Consider the following 15,130-nt stretch of genomic DNA (forward strand, 5'->3'; position numbering starts at 1 on the left):
GTTCGAGGGTGTTGGGCAGTTCCAGTGCCCAAGCGAGACGCATAAAAAAATCCGACACCTGGTCAGGTATCGGATTTTTCTTGCAAAGCACAAAACCTGTGAGGAGGGGATTAAGCCCCTGCGCCGCTACCCGCTACAACCGGAACTGCGCAAAATCCAGGTTGGTGCCACCGGGCCGCATGTCTTGCAGGTAGGAATCCTTGTCGGCACTCAGTTCCAGGCTCAGGGCTGCCTTGCGCTTGCCCTGGTTGCGCACTTCCAGGCCTTCCATCTTCTCGCGCAGGAACACGGTCGGCACCTTCAGGTGCAGCAGCTCATCGGTGGCTGGCGTGTGTAGCAACAGATGAATCCATTCGTATTGACCGATGGCCAGGCGCGCCACCGGGATATCGAACCAGAAGATGTTGCGATTGCGGTTCAATTCGCTGAAGTGGCAGTTATTGACGCCCAGTACGGCGCCGCCCAGTTCCTGGTTTCTGCGGGCGATGGCCTGCTTTTTATCGAGTTTCATAACGTTCCTACGAGATTGGAGCTTCAGGGCGCAGCCTGAATACGTGGGGCATTCTCGGGGGTGGATCGGCAAACATAAAGCGCAACCTGCATCTGACGATGAAATGCGCTGCTGAAAAAATGAAACTCCCCGCAAACGGCCTCGGTCAACCCTTATGTAATGACTTTTCGTACAGTTGTTCACAGGAGAAACATCATGGGTAGCACGAGCGATAAAGTGAAGGGCGTTGCCAACGAAGCCGTCGGCAACATCAAGCAAGGCGTCGGCAAGGCCACCGACAATGACCGCATGCGCGCCGAGGGCGTGGTCCAGGAGAAAAAAGGTGAAGCCCAGCAAACCGTGGGCAAGGCCAAGGATGCAGTCAAGAAAGGCGTTGACGAGGCATAACCGGCCTGTTGAAAAATCGATTGAAACGGCCATCTGCGGGTGGCCGTTTTCATGTCGGCTCGAACTTGCACCGGGGAAATTGTTCCAAAGTCGCCAAACAGGTTACTTTTGTCTTGGATAGCAAACCCGTGAGTCGCCAGGCGACCTTCCTTTTTTGCGGCGAAAGGAGACGCACATGATGTTCCCGGCCTTGAAAGGCTTGCCCTTGCATCGTGTGATGATGCGTACCGTGACCGAGTTTCTCGACGACGAGATGTCGACCTACGCCTCGGCATTGGCGTACCAGATGCTGTTCTCGCTGTTTCCGTTCATTCTCTTTTTGATCGCGTTGATCGGCTTCCTGCACCTGCCGGACTTCTTCTCCTGGCTGCGCCTGCAATCGGAGCTGGTGCTGCCACCCCAGGCCCTGGAGCAGGTCAACCCGGTGATCGACCAGCTCCAGCAATCCAAGGGCGGGTTGTTGTCGGTGGGTATCGTCATTGCCCTGTGGACCGCCTCGGCGGGCGTGCGGCTGATGATGAGCGCGATGAACGCCGCCTACGATGTGGTGGAAGGCCGCCCGGCCTGGAAACGCTTTCCGCTATCGATCTTCTACACGGTCGGCATCGCCGGCATGCTGCTGGCGGCTGCGGCGCTGATGGTGCTCGGGCCGCAAGTGATGGGCTGGATCGCGGCCCAGGTCGGCCTGGAGGAGTTCATCGTCACGCTCTGGACCATCGTGCGCTGGCCGGTGATCGTGATCTTGCTGATGGTGGCCGTGGCCCTGATCTATTACGTGATGCCCGACGTCAAGCAGGAGTTTCGCTTCATCACGCCGGGGTCGGTGCTGGCGGTGGTGGTGTGGATCATCGCTTCCCTGGGCTTCGCGTTTTACGTCAAGACCTTTGCCAACTACAACGCCATGTACGGCAGCATCGGCGCGATCATCGTGTTGTTGCTGTATTTCTATATTTCTTCGGCGGTGCTGTTGCTTGGCGCGGAGATGAATGCGGTGATCGAACACATGTCTAGCGAGGGCAAGAACCCGGGCGAAAAGAGCGCGGGCGAGCACGAAAAACAGCATGTGTCGGGCCTGGGCCGCGACCATTCCATTCCTCTCACCCATCCTGACGAAGCCCGACCATGATCCGTGAAATCCTGAAAATGGGCGACGAACGCCTACTGCGCATCGCCCCGCCGGTGCCTGTCGAAATGTTCGACAGCCCAGAGTTGTGGCAATTGATCGACGATATGTTCCAGACCATGGAAAGCGTTGGCGGTGTCGGCCTGGCGGCGCCGCAGATCGGCGTCGACCTGCAACTGGTGATCTTCGGCTTCGAGCACAGCGAGCGTTACCCCGACGCCGAGGCAGTGCCCCAGACCATCCTGATCAATCCGTTGATTACCCCGCTGAGTCCACTGATGGAGGAGGGCTTCGAAGGCTGCCTGTCGGTGCCTGGCTTGCGTGGGGCGGTGGATCGCTACCAGCACATTCGCTACGAAGGTTTTGATCCGAAGGGCGAGCCGATCGTGCGAGTGGCCTCGGGGTTCCATGCGCGGGTGGTGCAGCATGAGTGCGATCACCTGATCGGGCGGTTGTACCCTTCGCGGATAACGGATTTCAGCAAGTTCGGGTTTACCGAGGTGATGTTTCCCGACCTGGACCCGACTGCGGACGACTGACGAATCACCACCCCCCCCCTGTGGGAGCGAGCCTGCTCGCGATAGCGGTGTACCTGTCAGCTCATCTGCTGGATGTTAAACCGGAATCGCGAGCAGGCTCGCTCCCACAATGGATTGTATTGAATTTCAGAAGAGTACTTTTGACTCAAGCCCCATCGCAATCATCGGCTTGCTGCGCGCATACCGGCTCAGACGCTCAGCCATCGCATAGGGCAGTTCAGGGTCGAAGCTGAAACCACGTCGCTCATAAAAGCCGCGCAAATCCGGGTGGCAGAACAGCCACACCGGTCCTTCGACACCCTTCACCGCTTCAGCGATCAACCGCGCCGCAATCCCTTGTTCGCGATACGCCGGGTCGACCAACAACCCCGTCAACCAATGCCCGCCCGACACCGGTCGCAAGCACAGTGCGGCGACGATTTCATCCCGCCGCGCCACCCATAGCTGCGCTTCCCGAACCGCTTTCATCGAGGATTGGTGGGTGCGGTAAAACTTGTTCATCAGCGGCCACAGCGGCTCTTGGAGCTGTGTGTAGTGGATTTCGGACATGGCAGGGTCGAGGGCGATAAGGGGAGGGCGATTATAAAAGAACGCGAGTGCGGCGATAGGTGTATACCTGACTTCACATCCCGTATGACTGGAGTACGTATCATGGCCAAAGGCATGGATTCAAAAAAAGCGGCAAAGAAAAAACCGGCGAAGACCGCCGATGAAAAACGCGCCGACAAAAAAACCAAGAAGGTGAACCTGTTCGGTCATTGAACCGCTACCGTCTTGATTGACCTCAGGATGAGCTGGGGCGCTAACCCCAGCTCAAACGCTATGCAATGCGTCGAGGCTCAAAGCGAAGCCAGAAACATGTCCGTGGCCGAGATTTTGTCGTCGGTGCGGCTTTCCTGGGCCTTTTCCACTTGCGCCATCGCCGACTTGTCCTGCATACGCTGGGCAATTTCCTGGCTGACCGCCATCTGCTTCTCGGGCGGCATTGCCTCGAACTCTTCCTCGGTAATGCCCATTTCTTCAAGGATGCTGTCGCGCAGGCGCTCTTCGGGCGTCTTGCTCATGTAGTCCTTGAATGCTGCTGTCGCGGAGCCGCCAAGCGCCTTGGTTTCTTCGGCCGTTGGCGAAGCCACGGTCTGCAATTGTACGCGGGTCTTGGCGAAGGCCTCGTCCACCTTGTCGCTGATGGCGGTGGCGGCGTTGACCTGTTGCGTGGCTTGTCGGGTGAAGGAGTCCTGGACCTGGGCACTGCCCTGGCTCGCCTGGGCCTGGACGTTATCGCGCAACGCCTGCAACGCGGCGCTTTGCAGGCCGCTGGCGGCTTCGGCGGTAGGGTCTTCGCCCGGGCGTTTGAGCGGCAAGACCATCGCTTGCTGTTTTGCACTGACCAACATGATGAACACCTGTGGGTAATGGCTGAGCGATGGGCAGGAGCAATTCCCGTGCCGTCGCCGCAAGGCCTCTGTGTCATGGGTTGTGCGCAGGCGGTCGGCGGGCGGGGCGGCCAACCCTTGCCGGCGGACGGCATGGATCGACCGCGTTTGTGGGTATCAGGTGCTTTCGCGGACCTTGAGCTCAAAGCCCATGTCCACCACCGGCTGCGTGATGCGGTTGCCAGCCATCAACGTCAGCATTTGTTCGGCGGCGCGGCGGCCGATGGCTTCCCGTGGGGTGCTGATGCTGCTCAGGCGCGGCACCATGTGGGCCGAGGCGGGCAGGTCGTTGAAACCCAGGACCGAGACTTGCTCGGGAATCTTGATGCCGCAGCGAAGTGCCTCGAACAAGGCGCCGTGGGCCAGGTCGTCGTTGCCGAAGAAGATCGCATCGACGTCCGGATGACTGGCCAGCAGTTGCAGGAACAGCTCGCCGCCCAGGCCCACCGAGGACGGGCGCGGCGTCAGCACTTCCAGGTCCGGGTCATACAACCCGGCGCTCTGCAGGGCGCGACGAAAGCCTTCGCCGCGCAGCAGGGTGCGCTGATCCAGTTGCGCGCCGATGTAGGCCAGGCGCTTGCGCCCTTTGGAAATCAAGTGCTCGGCCGCCGTTTCGCCGGCCTTGAGCTGGGAAAAACCGACGCAGTTGAGCCCCGCGCCAGGGTCCAGCTCCATCATGTACACGCACGGGATATTGCTGGCCTCGATCATGCGTCGGGCGCTTTCGGTGCGGTCGAAACCGGTCAACAGCAAACCACGCGGCTGGTAGGCCATGTAGTTGCGCAACAGGTCTTCTTCTTCGTCCCGGGAATAGTGGTAATTGCCGATCACCACTTCGAAGCCCTTGGGTCGCAGCACCCGATGAATGGCTTCCAGGGTGTCGATGAACAACAGGTTGGACAACGACGGCACCAGCACCACCACCGAATGGCTCTGGGCCGAAGCCAGGGCTCGGGCGGCGGGGTTGACGACGTAGTTGAGCTCCACGGCGGCCTGGCGGACTTTTTCCACCAGCTCAGTGGCGACGGTGCTGACGCCACGCAGGGCACGGGAGGCGGTGATCGGGCTGACACCGGCCAGGCGTGCGACTTCGTTGAGCGTAGGGCGACCAGTGGTGCGAGTATTCTTATCGTTTTTAGGGGCGGTCATCAGGGCGGCTTGCCAAACAAAAATCAAGGCACTAAGGTAGCGCTGTCTCGACGCGTCTGCAAATGCGTGAGTGGGGTTTGCCTGAGCCCCGTCCGTTGGCGTCGTGAACGAACATGCTGCAACCACAAAAATGACAAGAAGGCGTCGGCAACTTCTGCTTTTGCTGCGGTGTCATAACTGGCAAAGGTAGCGCTGTCTGCGCGCTGAGGTGTTACATGAATAATCCCATCTCCGCCCTGGTCATCATGGGCGTTGCCGGTTGCGGCAAAACCTGCGTCAGCCAGGCCCTGTGCCAGTTGAGCGGCGCCACCGCCATCGAAGGCGACACGTTCCACCCCGCGGCCAACATCCAGAAGATGAGCGCCGGTATCCCCTTGAACGACGACGACCGTGCCGGCTGGCTCGACAGCCTCTGCGACGAGTTGCGCCGTGTCGATGCCTTGGGCGAGCGCCCGGTGCTGACCTGCTCGGCCCTCAAGCACAGTTATCGCGAGCGTCTGCGCAGCGCCTTGCCAGGCCTGGGCTTCGTATTCCTTGAATTGACCCCCGAAGTGGCCGCCGATCGCGTTTCCCATCGTCCCGGCCATTTCATGCCGTCGACCCTGATCGACAGCCAGTTTGCCACCCTTCAATCCCCTGTCGGCGAGCCCCTGACCCTGGCTCTGGATGCGTCCAGCCACAGTGTGGATGAACTGGCGCATCAGGCTTACGTCTGGTGGTTGGACCATGGTTTGAAGCTTGCCAGCTGAGTTTCAAAAGTTTGCGTCAGAAAGATAGCGCTACCCCGACGGCTAACCAATAACTGCTTCAATAACAACAACAAATCAGGAGACACCTCCCATGTTCGGCATGTCCCACGAGACGTTCCTGCTGCTCGATGCAGTGGTCACGGTGATCGGACTCATCATCCTCATCACCAAGTTCAAGTTCCACCCGTTCATTGCCCTGACCATCGCCGCCGCGTTCCTCGGCCTGACGTCGGGCATGCCGACCGGCACCATCATCAAGGCGTTCCAGGACGGCTTCGGTGGCGTGCTGGGCTTTGTCGGCATCATCCTGGCGCTGGGCACGATGCTCGGCAAAATGATGGCCGAGTCGGGCGGGGCCGATCAGATCGCCCAGACCCTGATCCGCGCCTTCGGCAAGGACAAGGTGCAGTGGGCCATGATGTTCGCCGCGTTCCTGGTGGGCATCCCACTGTTCTTCGAAATCGGCTTCGTGTTGCTGATCCCGCTGGTGTTCATCGTCGCGCGCCGCACTGGCGTGTCCATCATCAAGATCGGTATCCCGCTGCTGGCCGGTCTTTCCGCGGTCCACGGCCTGGTGCCACCGCACCCGGGGCCGCTGCTGGCGATTGGTGTGTTTGGCGCCGACATCGGCAAGACCATTCTCTATGGCCTGATCGTCGCGCTGCCAACCGCCATCATTGCCGGGCCGATCTTCGGTACGTTCATTGCCAAGCACATCCCCGGTCACCCGAATCAGGAACTGGTGGACCAACTGGCTCGCGAGACGAACTCCGCCGAGCTGCCAAGCTTCAGCATCACCCTGATCACCGTACTGTCGCCGGTATTCCTGATGCTGCTCAAGACTTTCGCTGACGTGGCGCTGCCGGACGGCAACCTCTTCCGCGCCTGGATGGACATGATCGGCCACCCGATCTCGGCCTTGCTGCTGGCGCTGTTGCTGTCGCTGTACACCTTCGGCTACAAACAAGGCATCGGTTCCAGCCAGATGCTCAAATGGCTGGACGCCAGCCTTGCGCCGACCGCTGCGATCATCCTGATCATTGGTGCCGGTGGTGGCTTCAAGCAGATGCTGGTCACCAGCGGCGTGGGCGATGTGATCGGTCACATGGCGGTGAGTGCGCAGATTTCCCCGATCCTGCTGGCTTGGCTGGTGGCAGCGGTGATTCGTATTGCGACGGGCTCGGCGACGGTGGCGACCATTACCGGTGCCGGGATCGTGGTGCCGGTGGTGGGGATGATTCCAGGCGTGAACCGTGAGCTGCTGGTCCTGGCGACCGGTGCCGGTTCGTTGATCCTGTCTCACGTCAACGACGCAGGCTTCTGGCTGGTCAAGCAGTACTTCAACATGACCGTGGCCGAAACCTTCAAGACCTGGACCGCGATGGAAACCATCCTGTCCGTGGTGGGCTTGATCTTTATCCTGTTGCTGTCGCTGGTGGTCTGACTTACAGCAGCGCATAACAACTGTGGGAGCGAGCCTGCTCGCGATAGCGGTGTGACAGTCGACACAAGTATTGACTGTCTGTCTGCCATCGCGAGCAAGCTCGCTCCCACATTGTTTCTGCTGATCAGCCTGGTTTTGTTTCAGGCGCCAGGTTTGTTTATCAAGCCATCCGCCCGGAACATCCCACGGATGCCACGGACAGCCTGGCGAATCCGGTCCTGGTTTTCGATCAGCGCAAAGCGCACGTGATCATCCCCATATTCCCCGAAACCCACCCCTGGCGAGACGCAGACCTTGGCTTCGGCCAACAGCTTCTTGGCGAACTCCAGTGAACCCAGATGTGCATAAGCCTCGGGGATCTTGGCCCAGACATACATCGACGCCTTGGGGTTTTCCACCATCCAGCCCAGTTCATGCAGGCCCTTGACCAGCACATTGCGGCGCTGGCGGTACTGTTCGGCGATGTCGCGCACACATTGCTGGTCGCCTTCAAGGGCGGCGATGGCGGCCACTTGCAGCGGCGTGAAGGTGCCGTAGTCGTGGTAGCTCTTGATCCGCGCCAGGGCGCTGACCAGTTCCGGGTTGCCCACCATGAAACCGATGCGCCAGCCGGCCATGTTGTAGCTCTTGGACAGGGTGAAGAATTCCACCGCGATATCTTTCGCGCCGGGTACCTGCATGATCGACGGGGCTTTCCAGCCGTCGTAGACGATGTCGGCGTAGGCCAGGTCGTGGATTACCAGTACGTCGTATTGCTTGGCCAGGGCGATGACCCGTTCGAAGAAGTCCAGCTCCACGCACTGGGCGGTGGGGTTGGAGGGAAAGCCGAGAATCATCATCTTTGGCTTGGGGATCGAGCCGCGAATGGCCCGTTCCAGTTCGTCGAAGAAATCCACGCCCGGCACCAGCGGCACTGAACGCACCTGGGCGCCGGCGATCACCGCACCGTAGATGTGGATCGGATAGCTGGGGTTGGGCACCAGTACCGTGTCGCCCTGGTCCAGGGTCGCCAGCATCAGGTGGGCCAGCCCCTCCTTGGAGCCGATGGTAACGATGGCTTCGGTTTCCGGGTCGATGTCCACCTCATAGCGGTCCTTGTACCAGCGCGAAATGGCGCGGCGCAGGCGCGGGATGCCTTTGGAGGTGGAATAACCGTGGGTATCTTCACGCTGGGCGACGGTGACCAGTTTTTCCACGATGTGCGGGGGCGTGGCGCCGTCGGGGTTACCCATGCTCAAGTCGATGATGTCTTCGCCGCGCCGACGCGCAGCCATCTTCAGCTCGGCAGTGATATTGAATACATAGGGGGGGAGTCGATCGATGCGCGCAAAGCGGCGCGGCGAACCTTGTTCGGCCATTGTTGCCTCGAGATACGTGAGCGCCCGGAACCGTCCGAGCGACGTTGGCCACTGCGGTGGCCTGTGGCGGAAGATAATGGCGCTGATGGCCAATTGTCCAGTAGCGGCGCGCAACTATTTTCGACGACACTGTCGGCCTCGCCGCGCGGCCATCAATGACGGCTGCGGGCAGTTGAATTCGCCGCACCCCAATCGAACGGAATGAATGATGGAATTTTCCAGCGGTTTCCTGCTGAGTCTCTCCCTGTGCCTGGACATTGGCGTGGCCAATATCGCGATGATCACCCTGGCGATGCAGCGCGGCTATTTCCAGGGTTTCGCCCTGGGCCTGGGCACCTGCGTGGGCGACCTGGTCTATGCGGTCCTGGCCCTGGCCGGCATGACCGTGCTGCTGCAATACGAAGCGGTGCGTTGGGTGTTGTGGCTCGGTGGCTCGGTGCTGTTGCTGTATTTCGCGGCGAAGATGATCCATTCGGCGATCTATCACAGCGCAGTGCTGGCCGAGGCTGGCGAGGTGCAGGGCAACTCCTCGCGCCAGGAGTTTTTTCGCGGGATTTTCCTGGCCATGTCATCGCCCAGTGCCATTCTCTGGTTCGCGGCGGTGGGTGGTACGTTGATCGCTCGTTCGGGTGGCGGGACCTTGCTCAGTTCGGCGCTGTTTCTCAGCGGTTTTCTCTGCGCCGGGCTGCTGTGGTGTGCGGCTCTGTGCCTGGCAGCGACCCAGGGCGGCAGACTGTTGGGGGATAAACTGTTGCGTTACTCCTATTGGGCATCCGCTGCGATCTTCTGTTATTTTGCGGTGTATGTGATTGTTTCTGGCTACAACGAGTTTGTAGGAAAAACCGTCGCCGGCGCCTTGCCTGGCATCTGATAAGCGAAACGGCCCTGGCAATCACCGTTTGGCTTCTATACTGCCAAGCCCGACTTCAAGTTTTGCTGGAGTGTTGCCGCATGGAAAAGCATAAACGCGATTACACAGCCGAACCACGCTTTGAACAGGGACGTTTTCAGCTCATCGCCGGCTTCGGTGCTCGTTTTACCCAGGACACTGCCCAAGATATCCCTTTGCTTTGGGAAAAGTTCCTGCCCTGGCTCGGCAAGGTGCCAGGGCAGAAAGATGAAGTGACCTACGGTGTGTGTTGCAACCCGGACGAGGAGGGCGGGTTCGAATACATTGCCGGCGTGGAAATCAGCCGGCTCGACGATCTGCCGGAACAATACCATTGGATCGAAATCCCGCCCGGGCGCTACGCCGTGTTCGAACATCGGGGCCCGTTGAAGACACTGCCGCAAACTTTCCAGTACATCTGGAGCGAGTGGTTACCGCAGTCCGGTCATGAAGGGGCCTGCACACCGGAATTCGAACGCTACAGCGAAGACTTCAACCCCAGGACCGGCCAAGGCACCCTGGAGATCTGGATCCCGCTCAAGCCGAGCTGATCATCACCCTTTTTGCGCAATGGGAAACCTGTGGGAGCGAGCCTGCTCGCGATTGGGGTGGGCCAGCTTGCATTGAGGTTGGATGTGCCACCGCTATCGCGCTCGCTGCCACAGAAGTGTCATGCCTTGGTCAAAACACCAACCCCATCCGCCGCTCATAACCGATGCGGCCCCTGTAGGCCTCGCCACTGTCGACCCAGCCCAGCCGGGTGTACAGGCCGATGGCCGAGTCGTTGTCGGCGTCCACCGAGAGTTCCAGCCCGCGGATTTCCGGCCAGGCGGCTCGCGCCACGGCGGGTAGCGCCTGCAGGCAGGCCTTGCCATAACCTTTGCCCTGGGCCCGATAGTCGACTTGCAGGGCATGCAGGGTGGCGCTGTGTTCATTGGCCCAGGCGGGCAGTACCGGCGGGCGCTTGAGCAGCAGGAAGGCCACCGGCACCTGCTCAGCCAATAGTGCAAAGCCCCTGACCCCGGGGCCGGGCTTGGACAGCAGCGTGTGCAGGGCACCGTGGATATCGCCGGCGAACTTGATCTGTTCGGGGTGGATTTCGATGGCGCTGACCTGTTCGCGTTGAAGCGGGGTCAGGTCTTCGTAGGGTACGAGCTGAACGGTCACAAAAACGTCCGTTGTCTGCCGGCAGAATTGGATTTGGATTCTAGCGAATTTTTTCCTTGAATTATTTTTGTTGGGTTGTCGATTCGCTGTTTCTCCAAACGACGAAGGGTGTCTTCAATAAAAACCTGCGGAGAATCACCATGAATACCCAAGCCACTGAAACCCAGATCCAGGCCCTGATCGACACCTATCGCCAAGCCGTCATGGCCAAGGACGTTGACAAGGTCATGGCGCTCTACGACGAGAACATTGTCTCGTTCGACGCCATCCAGGCCTTGCAATTCAAGGGTAAGGCCGCTTACCGGGCCCATTGGCAAGCCTGCATGGAAATGTGCCCCGGCCCGCACAAGTTCGATTTCCACCAGGTCAAGATCACCTCGGCTGAGAACATCGCCTTCGCCCACTGGCTGGCCTATTGCGGCGGCACCAACGACAAAGGCGAAGAACAGGCCTGCTGGATGCGTGTGACGGCCTGCTACCAGCGTGCAGCCGGGCAATGGCGGATCGTCCATGAGCATTGGTCCGCGCCGTTCGATCCGATGGCCGGTACGGCGCTGTTCGACCTGCAACCCTGATCGTCGGTTTTTTCGCCGAGTGTCTTCCAGCCGTTCATAGTTGATCAGTTCGATCACGGAGCCTTCCATGAAGTACCTATGCCTGGTGTATAGCAACGAACACACGCTGCATAACTCGCCCGACAGCCCGGAGGACGCCGAGTGCATGGCCTATGCCGAATCGATCCAAGGCAGTGGGCGCATGCTCGCCGCCGAGGCCCTGGAGTCGGTGCAGACCGCTACCACGGTGCGCATGCGCGGCGGCAAGCTGTCGATCACCGACGGTCCGTTCGCCGAAACCAAGGAGCAACTGGCGGGCTTCTACCTGATCGATGCCAAGGACCTCAACGAAGCCATCCAGGTCGCCGGCAATATTCCGGCGGCCCGGGTCGGCTGCGTCGAAGTACGACCGGTTCGCCAACTGAACCCCTGAACAACAAGCACAAACAGGATTTCATTCATGAACCTTGCAGCTGCCGCTTACGCGTTATCCATCAGCCGGGTGATCGATGCCCCGCGCCAGAAGATTTTCCGCGCCTGGACCGAGCCGGCCTTGCTGGTCCAATGGTGGGGCCCCCATGGCATGACCACGCCAGAGTGCGAAATGGACCTATGGGTCGGCGGCCAGTTTCGCACCCTGATGCATGCGCCCGACGGCAGTGAATACCCGACCATGGGCGTGTTCCTGGAAATCCTCGCCCCGCGGCGCCTGGTGTTCACCGATGCGTTCGTGCCCGGTTGGATCCCCTCCGGTAAGGCCTTCATGACCGCAGAGGTGCTGCTCGAGGAGGTGGACGGCAAAACCCATTACACCGCCCGTGCGCTGCACTGGAGCGAGGAGGACCGTCAGGCGCACGAAGCCATGGGCTTCCATGAGGGGTGGGGCCAGAGCTTGGATCGGCTTGAGGCACTGGTTACCCAAGGCATGCCCGACTGATGTCGGCCGAAACGGTCAAGGCGCGCGTCGAGCAGGTTTATCGGCAAGACTCGCGGCGGATCCTGGCGACGCTGATTCGCCTGCTGGGGGACTTCGACCTCGCCGAAGAAGCCTTGCACGAGGCCTTCTTCATTGCGGTCGAGCGCTGGCAGCGCGACGGTGTGCCGGACAACCCGCGGGCTTGGCTGGTGTCTGCCGGGCGTTTCAAGGCCATCGACAGTTTGCGCAGGCGCGCGCGTTTCGCCGCGTCCCGGCCGATGTTGATCGCCCAGCTCGAAGAGCTGGAACAGGGCCAATGGAGTGAGGAAGACGTGGAAGACGATCGCCTGCGGCTGATTTTTACCTGTTGCCACCCGGCCCTGGCGGCTGATACCCAGGTGCCCCTGACGCTGCGGGAAGTCTGCGACCTGACCACCGAGCAAATCGCCCGGGCTTTCCTCGCCGCCCCGGCGGCCATAGCCCAACGCATCGTGCGGGCCAAGGCGAAAATCCGCGATGCCGGGATCCCTTACCAGGTGCCGTCTCGTGCGGAGCTGCCGGAACGGTTGGACAGCGTGCTGCGGGTGATCTACCTGGTGTTCAACGAAGGTTATTCGGCGTCGATGGGCGCTGAGTTGACTCGCGAAGACCTGACCCGCGAAGCCATCCGCCTTGGGCGTTTGTTGATGGAGTTGCTGCCCGAGGCCGAGGTCATGGGGTTGCTGGCGTTGATGTTGCTGCACGAGTCCCGGCGACCGGCGCGAACGTCGTCGACTGGCGAGCTGATCCTGCTGGATGAGCAAGAGCGCTCGTTGTGGGACGCCGAGATGATCGCCGAGGGCTGTGGGTTGGTGGAAGCCGCGCTGAAGACCCGGCGGTTCGGGCCGTACTGCCTGCAAGCGGCGATTGCGGCGGTGCATGCCGAAGCGCCGACGGCGGAGCAGACCGACTGGCCGCAGATCGTCGGGCTTTATGATGTTTTGTTGCGGGCTGTGCCGTCGCCGGTAATCGAGCTCAATCGCGCCGCCGCCCTGGCCAAGCGCGACGGACCGGAAGCAGGCTTGCGCCTCGTTGACGGGATACTCGCCAGGGGGGATTTGACTGACTATCACCTGGCCTATTCGGCACGGGCGGAGTTCTGTCGGCAGTTGGGGCAAGTGGACGAGGCCAGGGCCGCGTACCGACGTGCGCTCGAACTGACGCAGCAACTGCCCGAACGGCGATTTATCGAAGGGCGGCTTGCTGGATTGCAGCGATGAACCACAAACAACGAAGTTCCTGTGGGAGCGGGCTTGCTCGCGAAGGCTGAGTGTCAGGCTACATCAATGTCGACTGTGCCGACGTCTTCGCGAGCAAGCCCGCTCCCACAGGGTCTGTGGCTGGCATCACTTTTGTGAACAGCTGAAATCAACTGTGGGAGCGAGCCTGCTCGCGATAGCGGCGGATCAGCCAACCGTGATGTCGACTGATATGCCCTCATCGCGAGCAGGCTCGCTCCCACAGGTTTTGTTTCTCGCGTTGATCAGAACTCGTGATCAGCGTTGTCCGGGTTCAGGTCGCTGATGCCCAGCTTGCCCGCAGCCTGTTCGATCGAACCGGTCTGCTTGACCAGTGCGGCGATGGCGTCGCGCACGATCTGATTGCCGGCAGTGTTGCCTGCGGCGATCAGTTGGTCGTAGTGCTCACCCTTGTTGGCGTGATCGACCATGACCTGGATCTTGGCCTCGGTATCCGCCAGGTCGGCCTTGAGCGCGGTGTCGGCGGCCGGGTCGGCCTTGGCCACCAGGGACGAAAGGCTGGCACCGGTCATCTTGGTACCGTCGACGCGGGTGTATTCGCCCAGGTACACGTTGCGCACGCCCTTGGCATCGTAGAAGTGCGAGTTGTGGGTGTTGTCGCTGAAGCAATCCTGCTCGTCTTCTGGCGAGTTGGCCTCCAGGGACACCTTCATGCGCTCGCCCGCCAGTTCGCCCAGGGACAGGCTGCCCATGCCGAACAGCATCTTGCGCAGGCCGCTTTCGGCTGGTTCGGCTTCCAGGGTGGCGCGGTAGTTGTCGGTCACGTTCGGCTTCCAGTTGCCGACCATTTCTTCCAGGTCGCTGACCAGCAATTGGGTCACGGACTTGAGGTAGGCACGGCGACGGTCGTTGTGGCCGCCCGTGGCGCCGGCACCTTGCAGGTAGTCCGAAGCCGGACGGTTGCCCGCGCCAGGGCCGGTGCCGTTGAGGTCCTGGCCCCACAGCAGGAATTCGATGGCGTGGTAGCCGGTGGCGACGTTCGCCTCGGAACCGCCCAGCTCGTTGAGACTGGCGAGTTTTTCCGGGGTGATGTCCTTCACGTCGACCTTGTCTTCGCCCACCTGGACTTCAGTGTTGGCGATGATGTTGGCGGTGGCGCCCGGGTTGCCCAGGGCGTGCTCGTAGGACTTGTCGACGTAGTCGATCAGGCCTTCGTCCAGGGGCCAGGCGTTCACCTGGCCTTCCCAGTCGTCGATGATGGTGTTGCCGAAGCGGAACACTTCGCTTTGCAGGTACGGCACGCGTGCGGCGACCCAGGCAGCCCTGGCGGCTTTCAGGGTCTCGGCGTTCGGCTTGGCCAGGAACGCGTCGACGGCGGTTTGCAGGGTCTTCGCAGTGGATTCGGCATCGCTGTAGACGGCATAGACGATGTCGGCATAGTGCGCGACAACGGCCTTGGCGGCGGCTTCGTCGACTTTGCCGGCAGCAGCAGGGGCGACCGGTGCCGCGGTGCTGGCGGCAGGCGTTGGCGCTTGCGGCGCGGCGGCCTTGTCTTTGCCTTCGCCGCAACCGGCGAGGGAAATAGCGATGGCCAGCAGACTGGCGGTAGCCAGGGGCATACGAATCATGGCGAACATCCTGCTTCGGTGATGGATGGGACAGGCGCGAGGGTG

The 15,130-nt window shown here is 61.0% G+C and carries 18 protein-coding genes; 11 read left to right on the forward strand and 7 right to left on the reverse strand.

Annotation, left to right across the window (positions count from 1 at the left end; all coding sequences use genetic code 11):
• Nucleotides 1-133 precede the first annotated feature (133 nt).
• On the reverse strand, nucleotides 134-511 hold the full coding sequence (locus PBDP_RS06550) for a hypothetical protein (RefSeq protein ID WP_030139341.1): 378 nt from the start codon (nucleotides 509-511) through the stop codon (nucleotides 134-136).
• Between the two features lie 195 nt (nucleotides 512-706).
• On the opposite strand from PBDP_RS06550, the gene PBDP_RS06555 reads away from it, so the two are divergent.
• The 3 genes from PBDP_RS06555 to def all read left to right on the forward strand — a co-directional run bounded on the left by PBDP_RS06555 (nucleotide 707) and on the right by def (nucleotide 2,560).
• Nucleotides 707-898, forward strand: a complete 192-nt coding sequence (locus PBDP_RS06555) for a CsbD family protein (protein WP_058545733.1) — start codon at nucleotides 707-709, stop codon at nucleotides 896-898.
• Nucleotides 899-1,073: 175 nt separating this feature from the next.
• Complete coding sequence (locus tag PBDP_RS06560) at nucleotides 1,074-2,024, forward strand: YihY/virulence factor BrkB family protein (RefSeq protein ID WP_109755761.1); 951 nt, start codon at nucleotides 1,074-1,076, stop codon at nucleotides 2,022-2,024.
• Nucleotides 2,021-2,560, forward strand: coding sequence for a peptide deformylase (gene def / locus PBDP_RS06565; protein WP_212801979.1), 540 nt, complete (start codon nucleotides 2,021-2,023; stop codon nucleotides 2,558-2,560). The genes PBDP_RS06560 and def overlap by 4 nt, the downstream gene beginning before the upstream one ends.
• A gap of 126 nt (nucleotides 2,561-2,686) precedes the next feature.
• On the opposite strand, the gene PBDP_RS06570 is transcribed toward def, so the two are convergent.
• From PBDP_RS06570 to gntR, 3 genes are all read right to left on the reverse strand, one after another.
• Complete coding sequence (locus tag PBDP_RS06570; RefSeq protein ID WP_109755763.1) at nucleotides 2,687-3,109, reverse strand: GNAT family N-acetyltransferase; 423 nt, start codon at nucleotides 3,107-3,109, stop codon at nucleotides 2,687-2,689.
• Between the two features lie 290 nt (nucleotides 3,110-3,399).
• On the reverse strand, nucleotides 3,400-3,954 hold the full coding sequence (locus PBDP_RS06575; protein ID WP_212801980.1) for a hypothetical protein: 555 nt from the start codon (nucleotides 3,952-3,954) through the stop codon (nucleotides 3,400-3,402).
• A 156-nt stretch (nucleotides 3,955-4,110) separates the two neighbouring features.
• Nucleotides 4,111-5,142 carry an HTH-type transcriptional regulator GntR gene (gene gntR / locus PBDP_RS06580; RefSeq protein ID WP_109755765.1) on the reverse strand — a complete coding sequence of 344 codons (1,032 nt, stop codon included), beginning with the start codon at nucleotides 5,140-5,142 and terminating at the stop codon, nucleotides 4,111-4,113.
• A gap of 215 nt (nucleotides 5,143-5,357) precedes the next feature.
• Between gntR and PBDP_RS06585 the strand changes: the two genes are divergently transcribed.
• Nucleotides 5,358-5,891 (forward strand): gluconokinase, encoded by a 534-nt coding sequence (locus PBDP_RS06585; RefSeq protein WP_109755766.1) that lies wholly within the window; start codon nucleotides 5,358-5,360, stop codon nucleotides 5,889-5,891.
• Nucleotides 5,892-5,982: 91 nt separating this feature from the next.
• A complete protein-coding gene (locus PBDP_RS06590; protein WP_109755767.1) occupies nucleotides 5,983-7,335 on the forward strand; it encodes a GntP family permease in 1,353 nt (450 codons plus the stop codon).
• 140 nt (nucleotides 7,336-7,475) lie between these two features.
• On the opposite strand, the gene alaC is transcribed toward PBDP_RS06590, so the two are convergent.
• A complete protein-coding gene (gene alaC, locus PBDP_RS06595; RefSeq protein ID WP_109755768.1) occupies nucleotides 7,476-8,693 on the reverse strand; it encodes an alanine transaminase in 1,218 nt (405 codons plus the stop codon).
• A gap of 208 nt (nucleotides 8,694-8,901) precedes the next feature.
• Here alaC and PBDP_RS06600 point away from each other — a divergent pair, with 208 nt between their 5' ends.
• Nucleotides 8,902-9,564, forward strand: a complete 663-nt coding sequence (locus PBDP_RS06600; protein ID WP_109755769.1) for a LysE family translocator — start codon at nucleotides 8,902-8,904, stop codon at nucleotides 9,562-9,564.
• An 80-nt stretch (nucleotides 9,565-9,644) separates the two neighbouring features.
• On the forward strand, nucleotides 9,645-10,133 hold the full coding sequence (locus PBDP_RS06605; protein ID WP_109755770.1) for a GyrI-like domain-containing protein: 489 nt from the start codon (nucleotides 9,645-9,647) through the stop codon (nucleotides 10,131-10,133).
• 130 nt (nucleotides 10,134-10,263) lie between these two features.
• On the opposite strand, the gene PBDP_RS06610 is transcribed toward PBDP_RS06605, so the two are convergent.
• Complete coding sequence (locus PBDP_RS06610; RefSeq protein WP_116831628.1) at nucleotides 10,264-10,749, reverse strand: GNAT family N-acetyltransferase; 486 nt, start codon at nucleotides 10,747-10,749, stop codon at nucleotides 10,264-10,266.
• Between the two features lie 140 nt (nucleotides 10,750-10,889).
• Between PBDP_RS06610 and PBDP_RS06615 the strand changes: the two genes are divergently transcribed.
• The 4 genes from PBDP_RS06615 to PBDP_RS06630 all read left to right on the forward strand — a co-directional run bounded on the left by PBDP_RS06615 (nucleotide 10,890) and on the right by PBDP_RS06630 (nucleotide 13,478).
• The gene (locus PBDP_RS06615; protein ID WP_212801981.1) at nucleotides 10,890-11,324 is read left to right on the forward strand and encodes a YybH family protein; all 435 of its coding nucleotides are present in this window, start codon (nucleotides 10,890-10,892) and stop codon (nucleotides 11,322-11,324) included.
• Nucleotides 11,325-11,391: 67 nt separating this feature from the next.
• The gene (locus tag PBDP_RS06620) at nucleotides 11,392-11,736 is read left to right on the forward strand and encodes a YciI family protein (RefSeq protein WP_003198606.1); all 345 of its coding nucleotides are present in this window, start codon (nucleotides 11,392-11,394) and stop codon (nucleotides 11,734-11,736) included.
• A gap of 27 nt (nucleotides 11,737-11,763) precedes the next feature.
• Nucleotides 11,764-12,240: an SRPBCC family protein gene (locus PBDP_RS06625; RefSeq protein WP_109755773.1), complete on the forward strand. Its 477-nt coding sequence runs from the start codon at nucleotides 11,764-11,766 to the stop codon at nucleotides 12,238-12,240.
• Nucleotides 12,240-13,478: an RNA polymerase sigma factor gene (locus PBDP_RS06630; RefSeq protein WP_109755774.1), complete on the forward strand. Its 1,239-nt coding sequence runs from the start codon at nucleotides 12,240-12,242 to the stop codon at nucleotides 13,476-13,478. Before PBDP_RS06625 ends, PBDP_RS06630 begins: the two co-directional genes overlap by 1 nt.
• A 263-nt stretch (nucleotides 13,479-13,741) precedes the next feature.
• Here the strand turns inward: PBDP_RS06630 and PBDP_RS06635 are convergent, their stop codons facing one another.
• The gene (locus PBDP_RS06635) at nucleotides 13,742-15,085 is read right to left on the reverse strand and encodes an imelysin family protein (protein WP_109755775.1); all 1,344 of its coding nucleotides are present in this window, start codon (nucleotides 15,083-15,085) and stop codon (nucleotides 13,742-13,744) included.
• Nucleotides 15,086-15,130: the final 45 nt, after the last annotated feature.

The sequence above is a fragment of the Pseudomonas sp. St290 genome (assembly GCF_018325805.1).
GTDB lineage: Bacteria > Pseudomonadota > Gammaproteobacteria > Pseudomonadales > Pseudomonadaceae > Aquipseudomonas > Aquipseudomonas bijieensis.